Raw genomic sequence first — 23,120 nt, forward strand, 5'->3', positions numbered from 1 at the left:
TCCGCGCTGACGGCGGGGCGTTCCCGCCCACAACTCAGGGTTGTTTCCCCCTTCGTGGGGTACGCGCGGTCCGCCACGCGGGCGCCGTCGGATCAGCCGAGCGGGTCGGCGTCAGCCGCGTACACGCCAGGGGGCTGTTACCGGATGGATCGGCGAGAGGCGGGCGGACGCGCCAGGGCTGACGGCTTCGTGGAACTACGGGTGCACGGGGTGTCCGCCACCGGCCCGGAGGCCCTGCTGGATCGGCCGCACGCGCAGCAGGTGGCGGGTGACCACCGGGGCGGCTTCTACCGACCGCGGCCGGGAAACCAGGAGGGCGGCGTGGCGGACGGAGTGACGCTGGAGGCCTACCGCTGGAACAACCTGCCCGCGGGCAACGCGGTGCGAACGCTGGCGATGGTGATCCTGTTGCCGTTCATGCTGATCAACCTCGCCATCTGGATGCGTCCGGCCAGAGCCGGCTCCGATCCGGTGATCAAGGCCCTGTGCCGGTTGTTGGCGCTCACCCTGACCGGGATGTACGTGCTGAGCATGGTGGGGATCGCGCTGGATGTGATCGCGTGGAAGTGCATGTCCTCGCCCGAGTGTCTGGCCGGACGCAGTTGGCTCTCCTGGCTCGGGGGCCGTCCGGCGGGACTGCGCCTGGCGGTGCTCGCGCTTGCGCCAGTCGCGGCCATCAGCCTGGTGTGGGGGCTCAGCGCGCGGCCGGCGCTCCCCTTCCACGTCTTCCGCGCGGCCGGCCAGCCTCTCGCGGCGCACCGGCTCACCGCCGTCGGTCGGTGGGACAACGACCCGCTGGTCGGCCGACTGCGCTCGATTCACGTCGCGGCGGCGTTCGCCACGCTGGATCTCAGCCTGCTCGGCGCCCGAGCCGCACAGGGTTTGTCGACCGGCACCGTCGCGCTGACGGCGGCGGCCGGGCTTCTGCTCATCACGTGTGCGGTGCTGCTCTGCACTCCACCGCTGAGCGCGCCCACGGAGTGGCGGCTCGACCGGTTGGTCAGCGCCCTGTGTACGGTCGCCCTCGCGCTGACCGTGCTGGTCTGGATCCACGTCCTGACCAGTTCCGCCTCCTGGCCGGAGAGGAACGGGCTACCCGGCTACAACCTGACGGTTGTCGGGCTGTTCATCGGTCAGGCGGTGCTGCTGGCCGCCCTGGGGGCGGCGCTGTTCTGGCACCGGGACCGACAGCGGGACGGAGCGCCCTCGCTCGGGTTCGGCGCCCTGGCGGCCTCCGTCGCCGCGATCAGTCTGGCGCTGACGTTCTCCGCCGAACTGGCCTACCGTGTGTCCGACGTCCTGAACCGGGGTGCACCGACCGCGGAGGCGCTGATCACCAGCCCACCGCGTGCCTGCGTCTGGGCGATCTTCGGTTTCTCACTTGCGGTGCTGGTGACGCTTGCCGTCGCCGGCCTGGATTCGCTGGCGTCACGACCGGGACGGATCCGTGCCGCGTCGGCAATCCTCGCTCGTGACTTCCCGGACGCGCCGGCCGATGCCACGCCACGGCTGCGGCAGGTGCGCAGGACCATCGCCCATGCGCGGTTCACCGAGAGACTGGTGCCGCTCGCGGTGCTCTACGCCTGCCTTGCCGGAATCGGCATGACGATGGTCGCGCTCGCCCTGCTGCCGACGCCACCGGGCGAGTTGATCCAGCGCTACGTGGGGCTGCCGGCCAGCTTCGTCGACTTCGGCATCGGTGTCGGCAGCTACCTGATCGCCGCGATCATCGTCGGCCTGGTCATCGGCGGGATCTTCGCCTACCGCACCCCTGGGTTCCGCAGGTACGTGGGCGTGCTGTGGGACCTGGGCACCTTCTGGCCCCGAGCCGCCCACCCGTTCGCGCCGCCGTGCTACGCCGAACGGGCCGTTCCCGAACTGACCTGCCGGATCACCCACCTCGTCGACTCCGGCAACACGGTGGTGCTCACCGGCCACAGCCACGGCTCCGTCCTGATCGCCGCGACAGTGCTCCAACTGCCACCACGGATCACCGACCGGATCGCCCTGCTGACCCACGGCTCGCCGCTGCGACGGCTGTACGCCCGGCTGTTTCCCGCGTACCTCAACGACGAGGTGATCCACGAGATCGCCGACCGGGTCGACTGGCGGTGGGTGAACCTGTGGCGGGACACCGACCCCATCGGCGGCCGCGTCCTTCCACCGCAACGACCCGACGAGGTAACCGCGGCATCCGACCGGAAGGCGACGGTGGACCGACGGCTTCGCGACCCGCGCGGCGTCACCGCTCCGGCCGGCGACATCTTTCCGCCGCCGATCAAGGGACACAGCCCCTGCGAATCCGACAAGGCGTTCGACGAGGCGGTGCGTGAGCTCGCCGACCACCTTCGCTGAGCGAGCAGGGGCGGGCGGGCTCCCGCGCGTCGTCCACCCCAGCCCTCCGTACGCGGCCCGAGGGTCGCAGAGCGTTACGACCTTGGTATGGATCGGAAACAGTGCCCGGCAAGCATCGGACGGGTGAGCCCATCGTCCATGATCGATACGCACTGTCCCTACTGCGCCATGCAGTGCGGGATATCCCTGACGATCGGCAACGGGCCGCCTCAGCTGGCGCCCACCGAGTTCCCGGTCAACAGGGGCGGTCTGTGCGCCAAGGGATGGACTGCCGCCGACCTTCTCGACCACGGTGACCGGCTGCTGAGCCCGCTCGTCCGCAAGGATCCCGCCGACCGCACCAGCCCGTTGCGACAGGCAGGCTGGGACGAGGCCCTCGACCGTATCGTCGACGCCATCCGTACCAGCCAACACCGGTACGGCCCGGACAGCGTCGGGGCATTCGGTGGTGGCGGGCTGACAAACGAGAAGGCGTACGCGCTGGGCAAGTTCGTCCGGGTGGCGCTGCGGTCGGCGTCGATCGACTACAACGGCCGGTTCTGCATGTCGTCCGCGGCGACCGCCTCGAACCGCTCCCTCGGCATCGACCGTGGCCTGCCGTTCCCCCTGGCCGACATCGCCCAGGCGCAGGCCGTGCTGCTGGTCGGCGCGAATCCGGCCGACGCGTTGCCGCCCTCCATGCAGTACTTCGACGCCGGACGGGCCGCCGGCGCGCGGCACGTCGTCGTCGACCCCCGCCGTACGACCACCGCGGGGGGCGCTCACCTCCACCTGCAGCCACTGCCGGGCACGGATCTCGCACTGGCCAACGGAATGCTGCACGTCGCGATCCGCGAGGGCCTGGTCGACGAGACGTACGTGCGCGACCGCACGAGCGGCTTCGACGCGGTCCGGGCCACCGTGGCGGCGTACTGGCCGGACCGGGTGGAGCGGATGACCGGCGTACCGGAACGGGACCTGCGGGAGACGGTACGGCTGCTGGCGACCGCCACGTCGGCGATGGTGCTCACCGCTCGCGGCGCCGAGCAGCACAGCAACGGCACGGACACCGCGCAGGCGTACCTCAATCTGGCCCTCGCCCTGGGCCTGCCCGGACGGCCCTTCTCCGGCTACGGCACAATCACCGGGCAGGGCAACGGGCAGGGTGGCCGCGAGCACGGGCAGAAAGCCGACCAACTGCCCGGCTACCGGCGCCTGGACGACCCCGCGGCGCGCGCGCACGTCGCGGCCGTCTGGGGCATCGACCCGGACGAGCTGCCCCGGCCGGGCCGGTCGGCCTGGGAGATGCTCGACCGGCTCGGGACCGACGACGGAGTACGGGTGCTGCTCGTGCTCGCCAGCAACATCGCGGTGTCGGCCCCACACGCCAACCGGGTGATGGACCGGCTGCGGGCGCTGGACCTGCTTGTCGTCTCCGACATCTTCCTCTCCGAGACCGCAGCCGTGGCCGACGTGGTGCTGCCCACGGCCCAGTGGGCGGAGGAGGACGGCACGATGACGAATCTGGAGGGACGCGTCATCCGCCGTAAGCGGGCCCTGTCGCCACCGCCGCAGGTCCGCACCGACCTGCGGATGCTCGCCGACCTCGCCGGCCGGCTCGGGCGCGGCCAGTACTTCGACGACGATCCGCGCCGTGTCTTCGACGAGTTGCGGCGGGCCAGCGCCGGCGGGACGGCCGACTACGCCGGAATCACGTACGAGCGCATCGAGGCGGAGCAGGGGGTCTTCTGGCCGTGTCCGAGCGAGGACCATCCCGGTACGCCACGGCTGTTCATCGACCGATTCCCCACCGCCGACGGGCGGGCGACGTTCTTCCGGGTGGAGCACCGGGATCCGGCGGAACTGCCCGACGCCGACTATCCGTACGTGCTGACCACCGGCCGCAACATGCAGCAGTACCAGAGCGGCAACCAGACCCGCCGGGTCGGCGCCCTGACCATGGCGCTGCCCGACGCCCGGGCGGAGCTGCACCCGGACCTCGCCCGCCGGCACGGCATCGCCGACAACGACGTGGTGGAACTGCGCAGCCGACGCGGGCGCGCGCTCTTTCGGGCGCGTCTCACCAACGGCATCCGCCGCGACACCATCTTCGCACCGTTCCACTGGGCCGGCAGCTCCGCCGTGAACGCGCTGACCGACCCGACGCTGGACCGCCATTCGCGGATGCCTGCCTTCAAGGCCTGCGCGGTGTCGATCGCGCGCGCGGGCGGCCCGGACGACACCGACCTGTTGACCAACCCACCGCCAAATCCAGCATCTCTGTGAGCAAGGGAGCGTCGCTGTGCACACCACTCCCCGTTTCTTGCAAGGCGTCTACAGCTTCGAGGGCAAGGGCCTCGACCGGCCCGGCCTCGTCGACGGCACGCTCAGCTACGTGGTGCCGGGCGGTGTCGTCGCCCAGCCGGTCTACTTCCGGGGCGGCAATGCCAGTGACGAGCTGATCTGTGTCCTGCTGATGCGCGACGGCCAGCCGATGCGCTACTTCCCGATCGGCGCCAAGTCCGACGTCCACGTGCCGCTGCGGGTGGTCGAGGACCTCGACTCCGGCACCGGTCTCGAGGTGCACGTGGCGGCGCCCGCCGGGGTGTCCGGCACCGTGATCGTCGACCTGGGGCTGGTCGAGGTCTGATGGACGCCGTCGACAAGCGCCGGCGCCTCGTCGTGGTGGGCAACGGGATGGCCGGCGCCCGCACGGTCGAGGAGATCCTCGAACGCGGCGGGGGCGACCAGTTCGCCATCACGATGTTCGGCGAGGAGCCGTACGGCAACTACAACCGCATCCTGCTCTCCAACGTGCTCTCCGGGGTCGACGACGAGGCGGGCATCTTCCTCAACGACATGTCGTGGTACGCCGAGAACGACATCACCCTGCACGCCGGCACCCGGGTCACCCGCATCGACCGCTTCGCGCGACGGATCTACGCGGACGACGGCACCGAGACGCCGTACGACAAGCTGATCATCGCCACCGGCAGCCGGGCGTTCGTCCCGCCGATTCCCGGCATCCACCGCCCTGGGCGCGGCTACCACCAGGGGGTGTTCGCGTTCCGCACCATCGACGACACCCGCAACATGATCCGGTACGCCCGCGAGCACGAGCGCGCGGTGGTGATCGGCGGCGGCCTGCTCGGGCTGGAGGCCGCCCGCGGCCTGCAGAACCACCTGGCCCACGTGACCCTGGTACACGCCGCCGGCCATCTGATGAACGCCCAACTGGACGCTCAGGCGGGCGCGATCCTGCGGCGCAGCATCGAGCGACTCGGCATCGAGGTCGTCCTCGGCGCGCACACCACCGAGGTGCTCGGCAAGCACGCCGTGACGGGGGTCAAGCTCAAGGACGGTCGGACCATCGCCTGCGACGTCGTCGTCGTGGCCGCCGGCATCCGGGCGAACGCCGAGATGGCCGCGACCAGCGGGCTGCCGGTGGAGCGGGGCATCGTCGTCGACGACCAGATGCGCGTGCAGGACGAGGTCGACATCTACTCGGTCGGCGAGTGCGCCCAGCACCGCGGCGAGACGTACGGCCTGGTGGCTCCGCTGTGGGAGCAGGCGCGAGTGCTCGCCGACCACATCACCGGGACGAACCCGAACGCTGCGTACCACGGCTCTCGGCTGGCCACGAAGCTCAAGGTGGCGGGCGTGGACGTCGCCTCGATGGGCCTGAAGGAGGCGGAACGCGACGACGACGAGACGATCGTCTTCGCCGAGCCGCGCAAGGGCGTCTACAAGAGCCTCGTCATCCGCGACGACCGGCTCGTCGGCGCGACCCTCCTCGGCGACGTGCGGAAGGTCGCGTTCCTCATGCAGGCCTTCGACCGTGGGCTGGCCCTGCCGAAGGAGCGGGTCGAGATGTTGTTCGACCTCGGCGCGCCGTCGGCGGAGGTGAGTGCCGCGGAGCTGGGCGACGACGTGCAGGTGTGCAACTGCAACGGCGTCACCAAGCGGGCGCTCGTCGGCACCGTGCACGGCGGCGTGAAGACGCTCACCGGTGTCATGGACGCCACCCGTGCCGGCAAGGGCTGCGGGTCGTGCAAGGGCCTGGTCGCCCAGATCGTCGAGTGGGCCGCCGACGGCAAGGTCGAGGACGACCCGGCCGCGAGCTGGTACGTCCCCGGTGTGCCGATGCCCAAGGCGGAGCTGATGGCGGTGATCCGCGAACACGGCCTGAAATCCGTGTCCGCGGTGTTCGCCACCCTCGTGCCCGGCGGCGAGGAGGACGCGAAGAGCAAGATGGGCCTGGCCTCGCTACTGCGGATGATGTGGGGCGACGAGTACGTCGACGAACGCGACGCCCGCTTCATCAACGACCGGGTGCACGCCAACATCCAGCGAGACGGCACCTTCTCGGTCGTCCCCCAGATCAAGGGCGGCGTGACCACACCGGCGCAGCTCAAGCGGATCGCCGAGGTGGCCGAGAAGTACTCGGTGCCACTTGTGAAGATCACCGGCGGCCAGCGCATCGATCTGCTCGGCATCCGCAAGGAAGACCTGCCGAGGGTGTGGGCGGACCTCGACATGCCGTCCGGGTACGCGTACGGCAAGAGCTTCCGGACGGTCAAGACCTGTGTCGGCTCCGACTTCTGCCGCTTCGGCGTCGGCGACTCCACAGCTCTCGGCATCGCGATCGAGGACCGGTTCAAGGCCATCGAGGGCCCCGGCAAGATGAAGCTCGCCGTCACCGGCTGCCCCCGTAACTGCGCCGAGGCGTACGTGAAGGATCTCGGTGTGGTCGCCATCGACGGCGGCCGGTGGGAGATCTACGTCGGCGGGGCCGCCGGCGCCCACGTACGCAAGGGGGACCTCCTCGCCGTCGTCGACTCGGCCGACGAGGTGATCACGCTGACCGGCCGGTTCCTGCAGTACTACCGGGAGAGCGCGAACTGGTTGGAACGCACGTACGCGTGGGTGCCCCGGCTCGGCATCGACCACATCAGGGCGGTGGTCGTCGACGACAGCGACGGCATCGCGGAGCGGCTCGACGCGGCCATGGCCGCTTCCGTAGCCGCGTACCGGGACCCGTGGCTGGAACGGCGCGACCCGGTCACTCCGGGGCAGTTCCGCACCTCCCTGCCGTTGACGGTCCTGCCCCAGGTGCCGGTCCGCGAAGCCGTACCGGTCCCTCCGGCATCCCCGAGGCAGGCGTGATGGCCCGGCTCATCGCAGTGGAACACCGGCTCGGGCCGGTCGACGAGATCCCCCTCGGGGAGGGGCGCGCCTACGCCGTGGGTGACGACATGATCGCCATCTTCCGGCTGCGGGACGGCAGCCTGCGCGCGGTGTCGGCGGTCTGTCCGCACGCCGGCGGGCCGCTCGCGGACGGCCTGGTGGACATGACTGTCGTCGTCTGCCCCCTGCACCAGAACACCTTCGAGTTGGCGACCGGCTGTTCGACCACCGGACAGCCCCCACTCGCCGTGTACCCGGTCCGTGCCGACGCCGACGGACGCCTGGTGGTGGGTCTGCCGCCGGCCTGAGGAGCGCACCACGCACGGGGTCGAGCGGACCGAGGACTCACCTGGGAGGAACCATGACCACGGCCGTTCCCGGCAGCATCGAGCAGGACCGGCGCAGCCTGACCCTTCGCGGGCACTGGATCGACGACTGGCGGCCCGAGGACCCCATCTTCTGGGAACGCCGGGGATCCCGCATTGCCCGACGCAACCTGATCTTCTCCATCTACTCCGAGCACATCGGCTTCTCCATCTGGACGATGTGGTCGGTGCTGGTGCTGTTCCTCGGGCCGCAGTACGGCATCGATCCGGCCGGGAAATTCCTGCTCACCGCCGTGCCCGCGCTTGTCGGGTCGGTGCTGCGGATCCCGTACACCCTCGCCGTGGCCCGGTTCGGCGGCCGCAACTGGACGATCATCAGCGCGTCGCTGCTGCTGGTCCCGAGTCTGCTCGGCGCCTTCCTGATCCGGCCCGGCGTCTCGTACGCGACGCTTGTGCTCATCGCCGCGCTGGCCGGCGTCGGCGGCGGGAACTTCGCCTCCTCGATGGCGAACATCAACGCGTACTACCCCGACCGGCTCAAGGGCTGGGCGCTCGGCATCAACGCTGGCGGTGGCAACCTCGGCGTCGCCGCGGTCCAGCTCGTCGGCCTGTTCGTGCTGGTAGTCCTGGGGTCGGCCAGTCCCGGAATCGTCGCCGGCATCTACCTGCCGGCGATCGTGCTGGCCGCACTCTGTTCCGCGTTGTTCATGGACAACCTCAGCCATGCCCGCAACGAGAAGCGGGCCATGCGTGACGTCACCCGCGAACCGCACACCTGGATCATGTCCCTGCTCTACATCGGCACGTTCGGGTCGTTCATCGGCTTCGGGTTCGCCTTCGGCCAGGTGCTTCAGGTGCAGTTCGCCGACACCTTCGACACCCCGGTGAAGGCCGCGTACCTGACGTTCCTCGGACCGCTGCTCGGCTCGCTCATCCGTCCCGTTGGCGGTGTCCTGGCCGACCGGCTCGGCGGGGCCCGGGTCACCTTCGTGAACTTCGTGGCGATGGCGGCCGGCGCGTCGATCGTCCTGCTCGCCTCCCAGCACCGTTCGCTGCCGTTGTACCTGGTCGGCTTCATCGCGCTGTTCGTGTTCAGCGGCATCGGCAACGGCTCGACATACAAGATGATCCCGGCGATCTTCCGGGCCAGGTGCGGTGTGCGGGTGACCGCAGGCGGCGCGGCCGACCCGCACGACCGGGCGGCGGAGCACGAGGCCCGGCGCCTCTCCGGCGCGCTCATCGGCGTCGCCGGCGCCATCGGCGCGTTCGGCGGAGTCCTCGTCAATCTTGCCTTCCGGCAGTCGTTCCTGGCCTACCAGACGGCGGACGCGGCCTACGTCGCCTTCATCGCCTTCTACGCGATCTGCTTCGTCATCACCTGGTACGTGTACCTGCGCCCGTCGCCCAGGAGACTTGCGGGAGTCTGACCGCCGCGGCTCACACTCGTCGCGCCACCGTGGATGGTGAGATCAGAGGTTGAGGCGCAGCAGGTCGTCGAGACCGCTCTTGAGCGCGTCGGTGCCGAGGCCGCGCTCGCGCAGCTGGTAACTGATCAGGGTGGCCGAGACCGGCGCGAGCAGCGCGGCCGCGACGTAGTGCGGGTCGACGTCGGGGCGTGCCTCGCCGAGCAGACTGGCCAGGTGGGTGTGGTAGATCATGTACGGCCCGCTGCGATATCGCGCCACCGGCGAGCTGGCCTCGGTGACCAGCAGCATTTCCAGCTGCGCCTCCACCCGGTCCACCAGGGCATGCAGGAAGGCGCGGATCCGCTCCGCCGCCGGCGCGCCGGGGCCCAGCGGCGGCGGGCCCTGCAGGAAGGCGGCCTGGAAAACGGCCTCCTCCTCGTCGAGCAGCGCGAAGATCAGCCCGGCGCGGTCGCCGAAGCGCCGGTAGGCGGTGCCGGTGCCCACTCCCGCGGCCCGCGCCACCTCGTCGAGGGCCAGCGCCTTGACGCCCTCGGTGGCGACGATGCGCGCGGCGGCGTCGAGCATCTTGCGGCGGTTGCGGGCGGCGTCGGCTCGTTCGATTCCCGGTTGTCCCGCGATCGACAGTGTCACGGGGGCCGGCGTCGATGACGCCTCCGGCTCTCCCACCACCCGACGGTCCTCTCTCCCCCGGCCACATGTTCGGCAGCCGGTTGTGCCCTTCCGCCCATTCTGCCGTGACCTGCGCTGTCGCGGCAGTGTACGCAGCCCTTCACCGGGTCGGGGCCAGCGGTGCCGCAACCGTTGCAATCGGAAACCTTTCCGGATAGCCTTCCGATTAAGTGGAAGAGATTCCACTTAACTCGTCTTTCGCGAAGGGTCCCGTTACCTCTCTCCGCACGGGCCGGCCCGGATGGTCGGCTCGGAACCGCAGAAAGGCTCGTCACCATGAAGGCACTCGTCGCACCCTCGTACGGCCCGATCGACCAGCTCACCATCGCCGAGCTGGCCAAGCCGGCACCCGGGCCGGGCCAGATCCTGATCAAACTGCGGGCGGCAGCGCTCAACCCGCTCGACGTCAAGCTCGCCACCGGAGTGCTGCGCGAGATGATGCCGGTGTCGCATCCCTTCGTGCTGGGTCTGGACGCGGCCGGCACGGTCGAAGCGGTTGGCGAGGGCGTCACCCGATTCACCCCCGGTGACGAGGTGGTGGCGTTCACCCACCCGGTCGCCGGCGCGGTCGCGGAGTACACGCTGGCGCTGGACGGTCCCGAGGTGGTGGCCCGGCCGGAGACGCTGGACCCGGTGGACGCCGCCGCTCTGCCGGTGGCCGCGATGACCGCGGCCGGCATTGTCGAGCAGGCCGGACTGAACAGCGGTGACTCGCTACTGGTGGTCGGCGCGACCGGAGGTGTCGGCTCGTTCGTGGTGCAGCTCGCCGCCCAGGCCGGCGTCCGCGTGGTGGCGACCGCGCCACCGTCGGACGCCGACCACATGCGTGGCCTTGGTGCCGCCGCGACCGTCGACTACACCTCCGGTGACACGACCGAGGAGGCGCTGCGCCACGTTCCCGGCGGCGTCGACGTCGCCGTCGACCTGATCAATGCCGGTCTAGCGCTGGCCGCCACCGCAGCCGCCGTCAAGCCCGGCGGGCTGCTCATCTCTCCGGCCGGCGGTCCGCCGGTCTTCGACCGCGAGGTGCGCGCCTCGTACGCCCACATCGAGGCCACCGACGGCCTGCTGCAGCGGATCGTCGAGGCGACGGCGTCGGGTCGGCTGCGGGTCGAGGTGAGCGCCCGGTTCCCGTTTGCCGAGGCGCAGCGCGCGGTCGCCGAGTTCGCCGGCAAGCACACCCGCGGCAAGGTCGTCATCACCTTCTGACCGTCTCCCCCCACGACGCCCGAGAGGCGAGGTAACCCCGTCGATGCATGACCGCGTGCTCGGCCAGAATCTGACCACCTCAGCTCTCGGCCTCGGCTGCATGGGCATGAGTGATTTTTACGGTGACCGCGACGACGTCGAGTCGATCGCCACGATTCACCGGGCGCTGGAGCTCGGCGTCACCCTGCTCGACACCGCCGACATGTACGGCCCGTTCACCAACGAGGAACTGGTCGGCAAGGCCGTCGCCGGCCGCCGCGAGCACGCGGTGATCGCCACGAAGTTCGGCGTGGAACGCCGCCCCGAGGATGGCTATTTCGGCATCAACGGCCGCCCTGACTACGTGCGCCGGGCCTGCGACGCGTCGCTGCGCCGGCTCGGCGTGGACCACATCGACCTGTACTACCAGCACCGCGTCGATCCGCAGGTGCCCATTGAGGAGACCTGGGGCGCGCTGGCGGAGCTCGTCGCGGCCGGCAAGGTGCGTCACCTCGGCATTTCCGAGGCCCCGGCGGACCTGGTGCGCCGGGCGCACGCTGTGCACCCGGTGACCGCCGGACAGTATGAATACTCGCTGTTCAGCAGGGAGCCGGAGACCGAACTGCTGCCCACCCTGCTCGAGCTGGGCATCGGGCTGGTGGCGTACTGCCCGCTCGGGCGAGGGCTGCTGACCGGCGCGATCACCGACCTCACCCAGCTGGAAGCCGACGACTACCGGCGCGGTACGCCCCGTTTCCAGGGCGACAATCTGCGGCACAACATGGAGCTGGTGGCGCGGGTGCGCGAATTGGCCACCGCCAAGGGCGTCACCGCCGCCCAGCTGGCACTCGCCTGGGTGCTCAGCCGCGGCCCTGACGTGGTGCCGATCCCTGGCACCAAGCGACGTCGCTACCTGACGGAAAATGCCCAGGCAGTCGACGTCGAGCTGACGGAGGCCGAGCTGAACGCGATCGACGCGGCCACGCCGCCCGGCGCCGCGGCCGGCGGCCGCTATCCGGAGCAGCCACCGCTGGCGCGCCGCTGAATCGGATCGGCGGCAAGACGTGGGTTGGTTGCAGGCCGGAGCCCTCGCGACAGAGAACAAACGGTCAGGTCGAGTCCGAGTACGCGAGGTGACTGCCACAGTGCCGGCAACGGAAGAGATACGCGGTGACCGGACCGTCCTTGCTCAGCGCTCGTAGATACCAGTCCCTGTCCTCGGCCGACCAGCCAGACCCGGCCTGCTCCCGCCGAAGGTGTTCCAGCGCGTCCGGAAAGTCAGCCAACTCGTCCGCCCCGACCGAGCCATGAAACTCCGCCGCGTCTCGGCAATGGTGCAACCACCGCTCCTGCTGCCACCCCACAAAGCCGGGCGTCCGGCGGAGAACCACCTCGGTCACGTCGGCAGGCACATCGTTCGGAACCCGCCAGCTCGCGTCGGTGAACTGCGCGTCGAACATCGCCGCCGCCCGGCCGTCCGCGAGGCACCACGGACACAGCGCTCTGGCCAACTTTTCCACCGCGTAGACCGGGCCGACATACGTGAACGGCCGCCGCCGTCCGCAGCACGCGCACACCACCTCGGCGGCCACGATCGAACCCGTCCCGACCGGATCCGGGTGATAAGGGAACCGCGGAAGACCCTCCTCGTCAGCGAGCATCCGCCGATCCTAGGGCGTCACCAGGGCCACCTGGGGCTCGATCCTCGTCGGCCCATTAACTGCTCCCACCCGATCGACCGGGGCTGGTAGCGTGCGCCGAACATGAAGATCATGGGGGAAACATCGATGAACCGAGCTCGACTCGTCCTGAGTGGCCTGGCCGTCGCGGCGGCGATCGCGATGTCCGGCTGCGATCCGCAGCCCAAATCCGAGAGCACCGCGACCTCGCCGTCCCCGGTGGCCTCGAGCGCCGCCCCGACCGGCGGTGCGGCGGCCACCACCGCGACCAGCGCCGCGGCCAACGACGCGGTCACAGTGAAGGCCTGCGCCGACATCAAGAAGGACATCAAGGACAACGCGGCCAAGATCACTAAGGCAGAGAAGATCGGCCCGCCGGCCGGGCACTTCGCGGTCAGTGCCCAGTGGGCCGCCGGCTCGGTCGCGATCCTGGCGCACGCGATGGGTGCCAACCAGGCAGTCAGCGCCGCGTCCGAGAAGATTCAGAACGAGATGATGGGCCTGAGCGACGCGTACAACAAGGACGCCGACGCCAAGCCCAGCAAGAAGGCCCTGGAAGCTGCCATCAAGGAGCTGGACACCGCCTGCTCAGCCGCCTGACCGGTTCGACCACGCGATCGGCGGTGACCGTCACCCGGACGGTCACCGCCGATTCGCATGTCCACGCGGCCCGCGGCACCCGGGTCGGCGCCCTCTCGCCACCCGCCACTACCTGCCGGCTTGCTTCGCCGCCTCGCCGTCAGGTCCGGATCCGCTTTCCGGGGCGGGTTTGTAGATAGTCGCGGCGATCTCCGACATCCACGGTTCCGGCGTAACCGCGGCCGGCCCGATGACGCGGATCGACGCCATCACGGTGAGCAGCATCCCGGTGGCGAGGAACTCGCGAGTGTCCTCGGCGGTCGCCCCGGTCAGGTCCCGGACCAACTGGTAGATCCGGCCGAAGCAGGCGCGGACGGCGGATCCGATCGTCGGGTCGGAGCTGGCCGCGTACCCGTGCAGCAGCACGGCGAGCAGGTCGTGCTCGGTCAGTAGTTCCTCGTATGCGGTGGCCAGGCTCGTCAGGTCCGCCTGCCGTTCGGCCGCCCGCCGGAACGCCTGCTCGATCCGGCCGGCGGCGTGCTCGACCGTGGCAATGAACAGTCGCTGCTTGGAGCCGAACAACCGGACCACGTACGGCTGCGAGACGCCGGCCAGCCGAGCCACGTCATCGGTGGTGGTGCCGGCGTAACCGGCGGCGGCGAACGCCTTGACCGCCGCGGCCACCAGTTGTTCGCCGCGCTCGCTGGCGGTCAGCCGGGTCCTGGTCATCGGTGCTCCTTCAGAGGGACGTTGACATGTTATCAGTCGATAGCTACTTTCACAGGAACCTAGTTATCATCCGATAACAACAAGGAGTCCCTGATGCCCGGTGCAGACGCCGTCACCGAGAGCGCCGCCATGATTCCCCCCGGCCCGCCCGACCGGCCCGACGGCCCGTCCCTGGCTGCGGTGCTCGCCGCCGTCGGCGTGCCGATGTTCATGGTCACCCTGGACAATCTCGTCGTGACGACGGCACTGCCGGTGATCAGGACGGAACTCGGCGCCTCCCTGACCGACCTGCAGTGGTTCGTCAACGCGTACACGCTTCCCTTCGCCGCGTTGCTACTCACCGCCGCCGCGCTCGGCGATCGGATCGGCCGTCGTCGGCTCTTCCTCGCCGGCATCGGCCTGTTCACGTTGGCCTCCGCCACCTGCGCCCTGGCCACCGAACCGTGGATGCTCATCGCCGCCCGGGCAGTCCAGGGAGCGGCCGGAGCGGCCGTGCTGCCGCTGTCGCTCACCCTGCTCGCCGCCGCCGTCCCCGAGCGGCTCCGCAACGCCGCCATCGGAATCTGGGGCGGAATCAGCGGTCTCGGTGTCGCTGTCGGCCCACTGGTCGGCGGAGCGGTGGTCGAAGGGCTGGACTGGACGTGGATCTTTTGGCTCAACGTACCGGTCGGACTGCTCGCCATCGGACTGGCCGCGATCACCCTGCGCGAATCACGTGGCCCGTCGTCCCGGCTGGACCCGGCCGGCCTGGGCCTCTCCACCGGTGGCGTGCTGGCCCTGGTCTGGGCCGTGGTGCACGGCGAGGAGCACGGGTGGACCTCGCCCGGGGTGGTGGCGGCGCTGGTCGGAGGCACCGCGCTGATCTGCGGCTTCCTCTGGTGGGAGCGGCGAACCTCGACCCCGATGCTGCCGCTGCGGCTCTTCCGCTCCCGCACCTTCAGCCTCGTCAACGCGGTGGCGTTCACGTTCTCGGTCGGCGTCTTCGGCTCGGTGTTTCTGCTCGCCCAGTTCTTCCAGGTGGTGCAGGGACTGAGTCCACTGGAGGCAGGGATACGCACGATGCCATGGACCATGGCGCCGATGGTGGTTGCCCCGCTGGCCGGGCTCCTGGTGGGCAGGCTCGGCGTCCGCACCCTGATCGTCGCCGGTCAGGGCGCCCTCGCCATCGCACTTGGCTGGATCGCCCTGGTCAGTACGGCCGACGTCGCCTACGGAGTGCTCGCCGTGCCATTGGCCCTGGCTGGCATCGGGATGGGACTGACCTTCGCCCCGATCAGCACCGCGACCATGGCCAGTGTGCCGGAAGGCGCCCGCGGCGTCGCCTCCGGCACCAACAACTCGGTCCGCGAACTCGGCGTAGCCGTCGGAGTCGCCGTGCTCGCCTCGGTCTTCGCCGCCCACGGCGGGTACGCCACCGGCACAACCTTCGTGGACGGCCTGAGGCCGGCGGTCGCGGTGGGCGCGGCCGTGGTCGCCCTCGGTGCCGTACTCGCCCTTTGGCTACCCCGAACCACCCCGGTCGACGACGCAACACTGAGCGGAGAGCGCTGACGGACAACGGTGCGACGACACCGGCACACCGACCCGCCCGAAACCCACTGAGCCGGGCGCTCGGGCGAGGCGGATACGACTTTCGTGGTATGTCGACGGGTCCGGCGGTCCGTACAGTCTGGCGGTATGCGGCGTTGGGTCGTGGAGACGATGATCGTGGCGGCCGTGGGCGTGCTGACCGCGTACCGGCTCGCGACGACGCCGGTGGCGCTGGGTGACCGAGCGCCGGACCTGTGGGCGTACGGTGTCGCCGCCGCGATGGTGTTCGTGCTGCCCGTTCGACGGCGGTGGCCGGTCGGTGTGCTGATCATCGTGGGCGGGCTCTACCTGGCCTACCACATCTTCCACTACCCGGGTGGCGCGCCGGCGGTGCCCGCGTGGGTGGCGCTGTACGCCGTCGGTGCGGCGTCGCGGCAGCGCGTGGGTCTCGTCGTCGCGGCCCTGTTCGTGCTCCTGGATGCCCAGGGGCGGGTGGCGGTGACCGGCGCGAGGCCGTTCGACGCGTCGCTGGACAGCTCGACTGTGGTATTCGTGGCGGCGTTGCTGCTCGGCGAGGTGGTGCGCGGGCGCCGGACCCAGCTGGCGTTGCTGGCGGCCGACCAGAGTCGGGCCGCCGAGCAGCGGGTCGTCGAGGAGCGTATCCGCATCGCGCGGGAGCTCCACGACGTCACGGCGCACACCTTGGCCGTGGTGTCGGTGCAGGCGGGCGTCGCGGCCGACGTGCTGGACGAGGATCCCGCCCAGGCCCGAGCCGCGCTGCGCGAGGTACGCCGGGCCAGCCGCGAGGCGATGGTGGAGTTACGCGCGGCGGTGGGCGTGCTGCGCGACGGCACCCCGGCGGCCGGGCCGGAGCCGCCGACGCCCACGCTCGATCGGCTGCCCGCCCTCGCCGAGTCGACAGGTGCGGTCGTGACCTGCGACGGCGAGCCGCGCGCGTTGCCGCGGGCCGTGGAAACCACCGCCTACCGCATCGTCCAAGAGGCGGTGACGAACGCGTTGCGGCACGCCGGTGCGGCCCAGATCGAGGTACGCGTCGAATACCGTCCCGACGGACTGTCGGTGACGGTGCGCGACAACGGGCGGGGCGGCGTCCCGGTAGCCGGCAACGGGCTGCGTGGCATGGCCGAGCGCGCCGGCGGGCTGGGCGGGTGGCTTCGAGCGGGACCGGCCGACGGGGGAGGCTTCGAGGTGCGGGGATGGCTGCCGGTATGACGATCCGAGTCCTGCTGGCCGACGACCAGACCCTCGTCCGCGCGGGCTTCCGGGTCCTGCTGGAACGGGCGCCGGACATCGAGGTTGTCGCGGAGGCAACCGATGGTGAGGAGGCGATCGCTCTCACCCGGGCGCACCGGCCGGACGTCGTGTTGATGGACATCCGGATGCCGGGCACCGACGGATTGACGGCGGCCCGGCGCATCCTCGCCGATGCCAGGTTGCCCAACGTACGCGTTGTGCTGCTGACCACCTTCGAGTTGGACGAGTACGTCTTCGCGGCGCTGCAGGCCGGCGCGAGCGGGTTCCTGCTCAAGGATCTGGAGCCGGACGAACTGCGCCGAGCCGTACGCGTGGTCGCCGCCGGTGACGCGCTGCTGGCGCCCGCCGTGACCAGACGGCTCATCGCCGCCTTCGCCAGCGGTCCTCCAGTACCGGGCCTCGACAGCCTGACCTCGCGGGAGCGTGAGGTGGTCGGCCTCGTCGCCGACGGCCTGTCGACCGTGGAGGTGGCGGACCGGCTGCGGATGAGCCCGGCCACGGCGAAGACCCACACCAACCGGGCGATGACGAAGCTCGGGGCCCGCGATCGGGCACAGCTGGTCGTGTTCGCGTACCGCAGCGGGCTTGTCGGCCTACCGCGACCGCGGTAGGCCGGCGCCCACCGATGGCAGATCCGGTACGCGTACGCCGCTCGTAGCGTTCCGGTCATGTTTCTTATCTTGGGTCCGGCGTTGAATCTGCTCGCCGGCTTCTTCTGGCAGAACGACACTCAAGGCGTCACCGCCGGCACGATCATCGTGTTGTCGAGCGCGTGCTGGCTCATCGGGCTGATCGGGTTGTTCGAGCGGTTGCGGCCCACCACACCGAAGTACGTCGCGGTCGGGTTGCCGGCAACGGTGTTCGGCGCGATCGGCGGGGTGGCTTACGGCGTACAGAGTATTCACGAGGGACTGTTCGCCGTCTCCCACGCCGAAGCGGTCGAACGACTTGGTGAGCACCCCTTCGCCGCGTTCGCGGTGTACTGGACGTGCGGACCGCTGTTTCCCGTCAGCCTTTTCGTCCTGGGCCTCGTGCTGGCCAGGGTGCGCGCGGCGCCACTTCCGGTCGGCATCATGGTCAGCCTGGGCGCGGTCGTGTTCCCGCTGAGCCGCATCACCCGGGAGGCCTCCATCGCGCACCTGGCGGACCTGTTCCTGCTGTTGCCGTTCCTCTACCTGGGGCTGCGGTCGATGACGCGTGACTCGTCGGCCGGGGAGCAGGCTGTCGTTCCCCGGTAGCGGTCCGGCCGCTCGCCGCGCCACGTATATGCCCTCGGGTCGCAGCGCACCGCGTTGACCAGGCAGCACGCCGTAGTTAGCGTTATCGATTCCGTCTACGTTAGAGAGATCGCCACCACGATCGAGGAGGATCAGTTGAGACTGCGACAGCGAAGGCCACGTCTCGGGCTGAGTCGCAAGGGTAGAGGTGTCGCGGTCCTGGCACTGGGTGCGCTTCTGTCGGTCTCGTTCGCGGCGACGCCCTCGCACGCCGCCGAGGAGCAGCTCGACGAGGGTCTGGTGCACCACTTCGCCCTCGACGAGACCAGTGGGACGACGCTTGTCAACTCGGGTAGCGCGGGCGCGGCGGCGAACGCCACGCTCGTGCATCCCGAGAAGGCGGCCCTGACCGGCGAAGGAGTCCGGCTCAACCCCGACTCCTACGAGAGCGCCCTCGACGGCGCATACGTGGCACTGCCGAAGGACATCACCGCCGGCATGTCCAACCTCACCGTCGACTATGACGTGTGGGTCGACCCGGCAAACGTCGGCGAGCACCAGATGTGGGGCTTCGGCCGCAAGTCCGGCTCGTGCGACGTCGACACCGGCGCCGAGGGCTCCATCTTCGCGTCGAACACCCAGCGGTTCCGCGTCGCGGTGGGCCCGGCGAACATCCAACAGAACCGCGTCCGCATGCTCGAGGGAGCGTGGACTCATGTCACCTACACCCAGTCACTGAACCCGAACGGAACGAGCTGGACCGGCAGGCTCTACCTCGACGGCGTGCTGCACGCGACGTCGGCCGACCTGACCACGGCGCCGTCGGTGAACGCGGCGGGGACCAACTGCAACTTCCTCGGTCGCTCGCAGACGTCGGGCCACTACTCGTTCCGTGGAACGATCCGGGACTTCCGCGTGTACGACCGGGCGGTGGGTCTCGACGAGACACTCGTCCTGGCGGAGAAGACCGTCTCCGCTGGGGTCCGCGCCGACGCCGCGGCCATCGACCTCGGCCGGACCAGTGCGGTCGTACGCGATGTCGTTCTGCCCAAGGTCGGCTCCGTGGCGGGCTCGACCCTCACCTGGACGAGTTCGGACCCGTCGGTCGTCGAGGTCGACGCCCCGCCGGCCCTCCCCAGCGCCCGCAAGGTCGCGGTGACCGGCAGGATCACCCGGCCCGCGCGGGGACAGCCCGACGCGACAGCCACCCTCACGGCGACTGTTCGCAAGGGCGCCCAGGAGGTCACCACTCGGGAGATCCCCGTCGTGGTGAAGGCCGAGTTCGACGATGCGCAGGCGGTCGACCGGGACGCCTTCGACCTGACCCTGGACGCCACCGACGAGGTACGCGGAAACCTCGACCTCGCCGCCAGGGGCGAGTTCGGATCCACGATCACCTGGACGTCGACCACCGGTCTCGTCACCCCGACGGGTGCGGTCAGCCGCCCGGCCTTCGGCCACGAGGACGTCGCCGCTTCCCTGACGGCGACCATCACCAGGGGTACGGCCTCGCAGAAGAAGTCGTTCCCGGTGACCATCGCGGCCCTGCCGCGGTCCGAGGAGTACGAGCGGTACTTCATGGGGTACTTCAAGGGCGAGGGTATTGCCGACGGCGAGCAGATCATGTTCGCCACGTCCAACGGAAACACCGCCCTGGACTGGACCGGTCTGACCGGAGGTCGGCCGTCGCTCATCTCCCAACTGGGCGACCAGGGGCTTCGTGACCCGCACATCGTCCGCTCACCCGACGGCGACACCTTCTATATGATCGCCACCGACCTGAACTGGTACGACCAGGGCGGATACGCGATCAACGACACCCAGTACATCGAGGTGTTCGAGTCGCACGATCTGGTCAACTGGACCCCTCAGCGGCACGTGAAGGTCGCGCCCGACAACGCGGGCAACGCCTTCGCGCCAGAGTCGCTGTGGGTCGAGGAGATCGGCGCCTACGTCGTGTTCTGGGCGCAGTCGCTGTGGAGCGACCCCGTGAACCGCACCGGTCAGGGCAACGCGCAGATGTGGTACGCCACGACGCGAGACTTCCAGACGTTCTCCGCTCCCCAGGTCTGGCAGGATCCGGCCCCGTTGTCGCGGATCGACACGACCGCGATCCGGGTCGGCGACCACTACTACCGGGTGACCAAGAACGAGGCCGGCAACCAGGGCTCGGACATCTTCTCGGAGAAGCACACCGACTTCCTGGACAGCGACATCGACAACTGGACGTTGGTCGCGCCGGCTCTGGGTCGCACGACGTGGGTCGCCAACCAGGGGTACGAGGGACCTGTCATCTTCAAGGCGAACCCCGGTGACACCTCCTGCCCCGGCCAGTTCTACCTCTGGGGTGACCGGTACACGAACGGTGGTGGATACCAGGCCGCGTGTCACGAGAACATCGAGGCCCCGACCTGGAACGCCAAGGCGATCACGATGACAAACGCGGGTGTCGTCCGTCCGCGTCACGGCACCGTGATCCCGCTGACCGTTCGCGAGTGGAACGACATCCGCGGAATCCCGAACAGCGACGTCACGACCACCACCGAGGTGGCGGTCGAGCCGTACGCGAACGGTGCCCAGACGACCACGGCAACCGTGACAGTCACGGCGGCCGACGGGTTCGAGACCGGCGGTCAGGTGCGGCTCAGCATCGGCTCGTGGTCGACGCTCGTCCACCTGACCGACGGCGCAGCGACGGTCACGCTGCCGACAGGTCTGCCGGCGGGTGCCCGGACGGTAAAGGCCGAGTACCTCGGCTTCGACTACCTGTTGGCGTCGGCGGGTACGGCATCGTTCGGGGTGCCCTCCGGCCCGGCCGCCGTCAAGGTCCAGGCGAAGGCCGCGCCGGCATCGGTTGTCCGCGGGGACACGTTCAGATTGAACGTGACAGTTGAGCCGGGCGGGCGCAAGCACCACGCTCCGACCCCCACCGGCGAGGTCACCGTCACCTTCGGCGGCACCGTGCACGTCGTGCCACTGGCGAACGGCAGGGCCGTCGTCGAGCTGCCGACCGCCGATCTGCAGCCCGGGTCCTACCGGGTCCACGTTGCCTACTCCGGCAACCCGACCTACCAGCCCCACGCCGCCGATTCCCAGAAATTGACGGTACGGAAGCCACACCGGCACCCCTGATCCGGCACAGGTGGGAGCGGGCGAGATCTGGTGATCTCGCCCGCTCCTACCGCACGGCCCAGGGACCGGACTATCGAGTGAGCATGCCCTTCTCGACGGCCAGGTTGTAGTTCTCCCCGAAGACGTTCAGTTCGTGGACTCCGACCTTGACGTTCTCGGTCGTACCCAGGACCTTCAGTCGGACCGCGTTCGTGAGCACCCGGTCGAAGGTGACGTAGTCAGCCGTGTACGCGGTGGAGTTCGTACTCCTGTCGACCAGGGGCCGCCACGTGTTGGTGGGGATGTCCTTGTACTCCAGCGTGTACCGCACCGCGTTGTCCTTGGTGAACGCGCGTCCGAGTTCCTTCCACTGGATCTGTGCGGCGGAGATGTGGAAGACGGTCCCGAAGCCCCTGATGTACGTGGGCGCGGTGTCGCCGTCAGCCGGCTCCCACCAGGTGGAGAGGGAGCGGTCGCTTCCGTAGTACGGGTTGCGCCCGGGCGCATAGCTGCTTGCCCAGTACGCCTGGCTGTTGGTGGCGACATTGTAGAGTCCGGTGTCGTCCCTGCCCGAGATCTTCTTCCCCGGGGCCAGTTGCGGGGTGTTGGACAACTCGCAATCGATCGCTCCCCGTTTCGGACCGGCGGGATTCACGGTGCAGATGTCCATCCCCAGTCGCCGCTCGAAGAACTCCTCGTACGCGATGACATAGGTGTAGAAGAACACCAGGTTGCCGGACTTGTCGACGACGAAACTGCCGTGCCCGGCGTTCGGATATACCGCACTCGGGTGGTTGTTTCCGTAGCCGATCGGGTTCTGCTGGGTGACCTTGAACCCGGACAGTGGCTTCTTCGACGTCATCACACCTGTCGCGTACGTGGTGAACTCCGTGCCGCCGGACGCGACCGACAGGTAGTACGTGTCCCCCACCTTGAACAGCTGCGAACCCTCCACGTACCCATGGGTGTAGGTCGCCTTGTTGTCACCGATGTGCTGCCACTCCTGGCGCGGGTCGAAGGTCCACAGCACGACCGGGTCGCTGAGGAGTTGCCGAGGATTGTTCGGGTCGAGTTCGGCGCCCATGATCGGCGAGCCGATGTTGTACGTCAGGTACAGCCGACCGTCCGTGTCCGGGAAGAACTGCACGTCGCCGACGCTCAGGGTCTGGCCGTTCGGGCGCAGGAAACTTCCCATGCTGGTCCACGGCCCGGTGGGCGAGTCCGCCTGATAGACAGGCGTGTTGTTGCCGGCCATGTAGAACGTGTCGCCGAGCTGCACGACTGTTGGTGCGACCAGGCCGAGGTTCATCTGGTGGGGCGTCCACGTGAGGTAGTCGGTGGTGGACCAGACAGTGCGGTTGTTGTTCGGCGCGTTCTGCATGGCGCCTGATGCGTAGAGGTAGATGGTCCCGTCGACGTTCAGCGCGGACCAGTCCGCCCCGGTCCGTGCGGAGTTCTCGGAAATCCTGCTGAACCCGGCGGTGGATCGGCTCGCGAGAGTCCGCCCGGACGCCGCCGTCCACGTCTCCAGGTCCAGGCTGGCCGGGATCTGCGAAGTGTCTGCGACATTCTGGTCCGTAGGCGGCATCGTTCCGACGATGTTGCGCACGGCCATCCCGGGCAGATTGATCGGGTTGACGTACGTCTGAGACATGTCGACACCGGCCAGTGGCACCTTGGCGGACGGGGTGTGAGCCCCGGCGCCGGGTGCCGCCGGCGGCGCGGGTTTCTCCGCCGAGGCCGACACGATAGGCGTCAGTTGACCCACGCCCACTCCTACCACGAGAGCAAGGCCAATAGCCGCTAACCCTCGACGTCGATTGCCGGCGGCCCTCTCGATAACCATTAATTGCCACCTTCCGTCTGGGC

Annotated in this window: 18 protein-coding genes; 14 read left to right on the forward strand and 4 right to left on the reverse strand. The window is 69.6% G+C overall.

Going from position 1 to position 23,120, the window contains the following annotated elements; translation table 11 throughout:
* The first annotated feature begins 144 nt into the window (after positions 1–144).
* The 6 genes from ACPXBU_RS16740 to ACPXBU_RS16765 all read left to right on the forward strand — a co-directional run bounded on the left by ACPXBU_RS16740 (position 145) and on the right by ACPXBU_RS16765 (position 9,274).
* A complete protein-coding gene (locus ACPXBU_RS16740; protein ID WP_425758730.1) occupies positions 145–2,355 on the forward strand; it encodes a hypothetical protein in 2,211 nt (736 codons plus the stop codon).
* A 138-nt stretch (positions 2,356–2,493) separates the two neighbouring features.
* Positions 2,494–4,620 (forward strand): molybdopterin oxidoreductase family protein, encoded by a 2,127-nt coding sequence (locus tag ACPXBU_RS16745; protein WP_393364431.1) that lies wholly within the window; start codon positions 2,494–2,496, stop codon positions 4,618–4,620.
* A gap of 16 nt (positions 4,621–4,636) precedes the next feature.
* The gene (locus ACPXBU_RS16750; protein WP_007462233.1) at positions 4,637–4,984 is read left to right on the forward strand and encodes a hypothetical protein; all 348 of its coding nucleotides are present in this window, start codon (positions 4,637–4,639) and stop codon (positions 4,982–4,984) included.
* Positions 4,984–7,500 carry a nitrite reductase large subunit NirB gene (gene nirB, locus ACPXBU_RS16755; protein ID WP_425758731.1) on the forward strand — a complete coding sequence of 839 codons (2,517 nt, stop codon included), beginning with the start codon at positions 4,984–4,986 and terminating at the stop codon, positions 7,498–7,500. Before ACPXBU_RS16750 ends, nirB begins: the two co-directional genes overlap by 1 nt.
* Positions 7,500–7,829: a Rieske (2Fe-2S) protein gene (locus ACPXBU_RS16760; protein WP_425758732.1), complete on the forward strand. Its 330-nt coding sequence runs from the start codon at positions 7,500–7,502 to the stop codon at positions 7,827–7,829. Before nirB ends, ACPXBU_RS16760 begins: the two co-directional genes overlap by 1 nt.
* A 53-nt stretch (positions 7,830–7,882) precedes the next feature.
* Positions 7,883–9,274, forward strand: coding sequence for a nitrate/nitrite transporter (locus tag ACPXBU_RS16765; protein ID WP_425758733.1), 1,392 nt, complete (start codon positions 7,883–7,885; stop codon positions 9,272–9,274).
* A gap of 42 nt (positions 9,275–9,316) precedes the next feature.
* On the opposite strand, the gene ACPXBU_RS16770 is transcribed toward ACPXBU_RS16765, so the two are convergent.
* The gene (locus ACPXBU_RS16770; RefSeq protein ID WP_425758734.1) at positions 9,317–9,904 is read right to left on the reverse strand and encodes a TetR/AcrR family transcriptional regulator; all 588 of its coding nucleotides are present in this window, start codon (positions 9,902–9,904) and stop codon (positions 9,317–9,319) included.
* 315 nt (positions 9,905–10,219) lie between these two features.
* On the opposite strand from ACPXBU_RS16770, the gene ACPXBU_RS16775 reads away from it, so the two are divergent.
* Together ACPXBU_RS16775 and ACPXBU_RS16780 are read left to right on the forward strand one after the other, a co-directional pair.
* Entirely contained in the window at positions 10,220–11,152 is a 933-nt protein-coding gene (locus tag ACPXBU_RS16775) for an NADP-dependent oxidoreductase (RefSeq protein ID WP_425758735.1), read from the forward strand.
* A 43-nt stretch (positions 11,153–11,195) separates the two neighbouring features.
* On the forward strand, positions 11,196–12,176 hold the full coding sequence (locus ACPXBU_RS16780) for an aldo/keto reductase (protein ID WP_425758736.1): 981 nt from the start codon (positions 11,196–11,198) through the stop codon (positions 12,174–12,176).
* A 64-nt stretch (positions 12,177–12,240) separates the two neighbouring features.
* Here the strand turns inward: ACPXBU_RS16780 and ACPXBU_RS16785 are convergent, their stop codons facing one another.
* Positions 12,241–12,792: a CbrC family protein gene (locus ACPXBU_RS16785; RefSeq protein ID WP_425758737.1), complete on the reverse strand. Its 552-nt coding sequence runs from the start codon at positions 12,790–12,792 to the stop codon at positions 12,241–12,243.
* 102 nt (positions 12,793–12,894) lie between these two features.
* On the opposite strand from ACPXBU_RS16785, the gene ACPXBU_RS16790 reads away from it, so the two are divergent.
* A complete protein-coding gene (locus ACPXBU_RS16790) occupies positions 12,895–13,410 on the forward strand; it encodes a hypothetical protein (RefSeq protein ID WP_425758739.1) in 516 nt (171 codons plus the stop codon).
* Between the two features lie 108 nt (positions 13,411–13,518).
* Here the strand turns inward: ACPXBU_RS16790 and ACPXBU_RS16795 are convergent, their stop codons facing one another.
* On the reverse strand, positions 13,519–14,118 hold the full coding sequence (locus tag ACPXBU_RS16795; RefSeq protein ID WP_425758740.1) for a TetR/AcrR family transcriptional regulator: 600 nt from the start codon (positions 14,116–14,118) through the stop codon (positions 13,519–13,521).
* A 93-nt stretch (positions 14,119–14,211) separates the two neighbouring features.
* On the opposite strand from ACPXBU_RS16795, the gene ACPXBU_RS16800 reads away from it, so the two are divergent.
* The 5 genes from ACPXBU_RS16800 to ACPXBU_RS16820 all read left to right on the forward strand — a co-directional run bounded on the left by ACPXBU_RS16800 (position 14,212) and on the right by ACPXBU_RS16820 (position 21,272).
* Positions 14,212–15,669, forward strand: a complete 1,458-nt coding sequence (locus ACPXBU_RS16800) for a DHA2 family efflux MFS transporter permease subunit (protein WP_425758741.1) — start codon at positions 14,212–14,214, stop codon at positions 15,667–15,669.
* 126 nt (positions 15,670–15,795) lie between these two features.
* The gene (locus ACPXBU_RS16805; protein WP_425758742.1) at positions 15,796–16,881 is read left to right on the forward strand and encodes a sensor histidine kinase; all 1,086 of its coding nucleotides are present in this window, start codon (positions 15,796–15,798) and stop codon (positions 16,879–16,881) included.
* A complete protein-coding gene (locus ACPXBU_RS16810; protein WP_393362263.1) occupies positions 16,878–17,534 on the forward strand; it encodes a response regulator in 657 nt (218 codons plus the stop codon). Before ACPXBU_RS16805 ends, ACPXBU_RS16810 begins: the two co-directional genes overlap by 4 nt.
* A gap of 81 nt (positions 17,535–17,615) precedes the next feature.
* Positions 17,616–18,161, forward strand: a complete 546-nt coding sequence (locus tag ACPXBU_RS16815; protein ID WP_425758743.1) for a hypothetical protein — start codon at positions 17,616–17,618, stop codon at positions 18,159–18,161.
* Between the two features lie 135 nt (positions 18,162–18,296).
* Positions 18,297–21,272, forward strand: coding sequence for an immunoglobulin-like domain-containing protein (locus tag ACPXBU_RS16820; protein ID WP_425758744.1), 2,976 nt, complete (start codon positions 18,297–18,299; stop codon positions 21,270–21,272).
* Positions 21,273–21,342: 70 nt separating this feature from the next.
* Here ACPXBU_RS16820 and ACPXBU_RS16825 read toward each other — a convergent pair whose 3' ends face one another.
* Positions 21,343–23,019, reverse strand: coding sequence for a family 43 glycosylhydrolase (locus ACPXBU_RS16825; RefSeq protein WP_425758745.1), 1,677 nt, complete (start codon positions 23,017–23,019; stop codon positions 21,343–21,345).
* Positions 23,020–23,120: the final 101 nt, after the last annotated feature.

This window comes from Micromonospora sp. DT231 (assembly GCF_049847025.1).
Taxonomy (GTDB): Bacteria; Actinomycetota; Actinomycetes; order Mycobacteriales; family Micromonosporaceae; genus Micromonospora.

Coding starts and splice junctions, on each gene's coding strand:
- ACPXBU_RS16795 (WP_425758740.1), bottom strand. CDS start 14,118: ATGACCAGGACCCGGCTGACCGCCAGCGAGCGCGGCGAACAACTGGTG.
- ACPXBU_RS16775 (WP_425758735.1), top strand. CDS start 10,220: ATGAAGGCACTCGTCGCACCCTCGTACGGCCCGATCGACCAGCTCACC.
- nirB (WP_425758731.1), top strand. CDS start 4,984: ATGGACGCCGTCGACAAGCGCCGGCGCCTCGTCGTGGTGGGCAACGGG.
- ACPXBU_RS16800 (WP_425758741.1), top strand. CDS start 14,212: ATGCCCGGTGCAGACGCCGTCACCGAGAGCGCCGCCATGATTCCCCCC.
- ACPXBU_RS16790 (WP_425758739.1), top strand. CDS start 12,895: ATGAAGATCATGGGGGAAACATCGATGAACCGAGCTCGACTCGTCCTG.
- ACPXBU_RS16785 (WP_425758737.1), bottom strand. CDS start 12,792: ATGCTCGCTGACGAGGAGGGTCTTCCGCGGTTCCCTTATCACCCGGAT.
- ACPXBU_RS16745 (WP_393364431.1), top strand. CDS start 2,494: ATGATCGATACGCACTGTCCCTACTGCGCCATGCAGTGCGGGATATCC.
- ACPXBU_RS16780 (WP_425758736.1), top strand. CDS start 11,196: ATGCATGACCGCGTGCTCGGCCAGAATCTGACCACCTCAGCTCTCGGC.
- ACPXBU_RS16740 (WP_425758730.1), top strand. CDS start 145: ATGGATCGGCGAGAGGCGGGCGGACGCGCCAGGGCTGACGGCTTCGTG.
- ACPXBU_RS16810 (WP_393362263.1), top strand. CDS start 16,878: ATGACGATCCGAGTCCTGCTGGCCGACGACCAGACCCTCGTCCGCGCG.
- ACPXBU_RS16805 (WP_425758742.1), top strand. CDS start 15,796: ATGCGGCGTTGGGTCGTGGAGACGATGATCGTGGCGGCCGTGGGCGTG.
- ACPXBU_RS16760 (WP_425758732.1), top strand. CDS start 7,500: ATGGCCCGGCTCATCGCAGTGGAACACCGGCTCGGGCCGGTCGACGAG.
- ACPXBU_RS16765 (WP_425758733.1), top strand. CDS start 7,883: ATGACCACGGCCGTTCCCGGCAGCATCGAGCAGGACCGGCGCAGCCTG.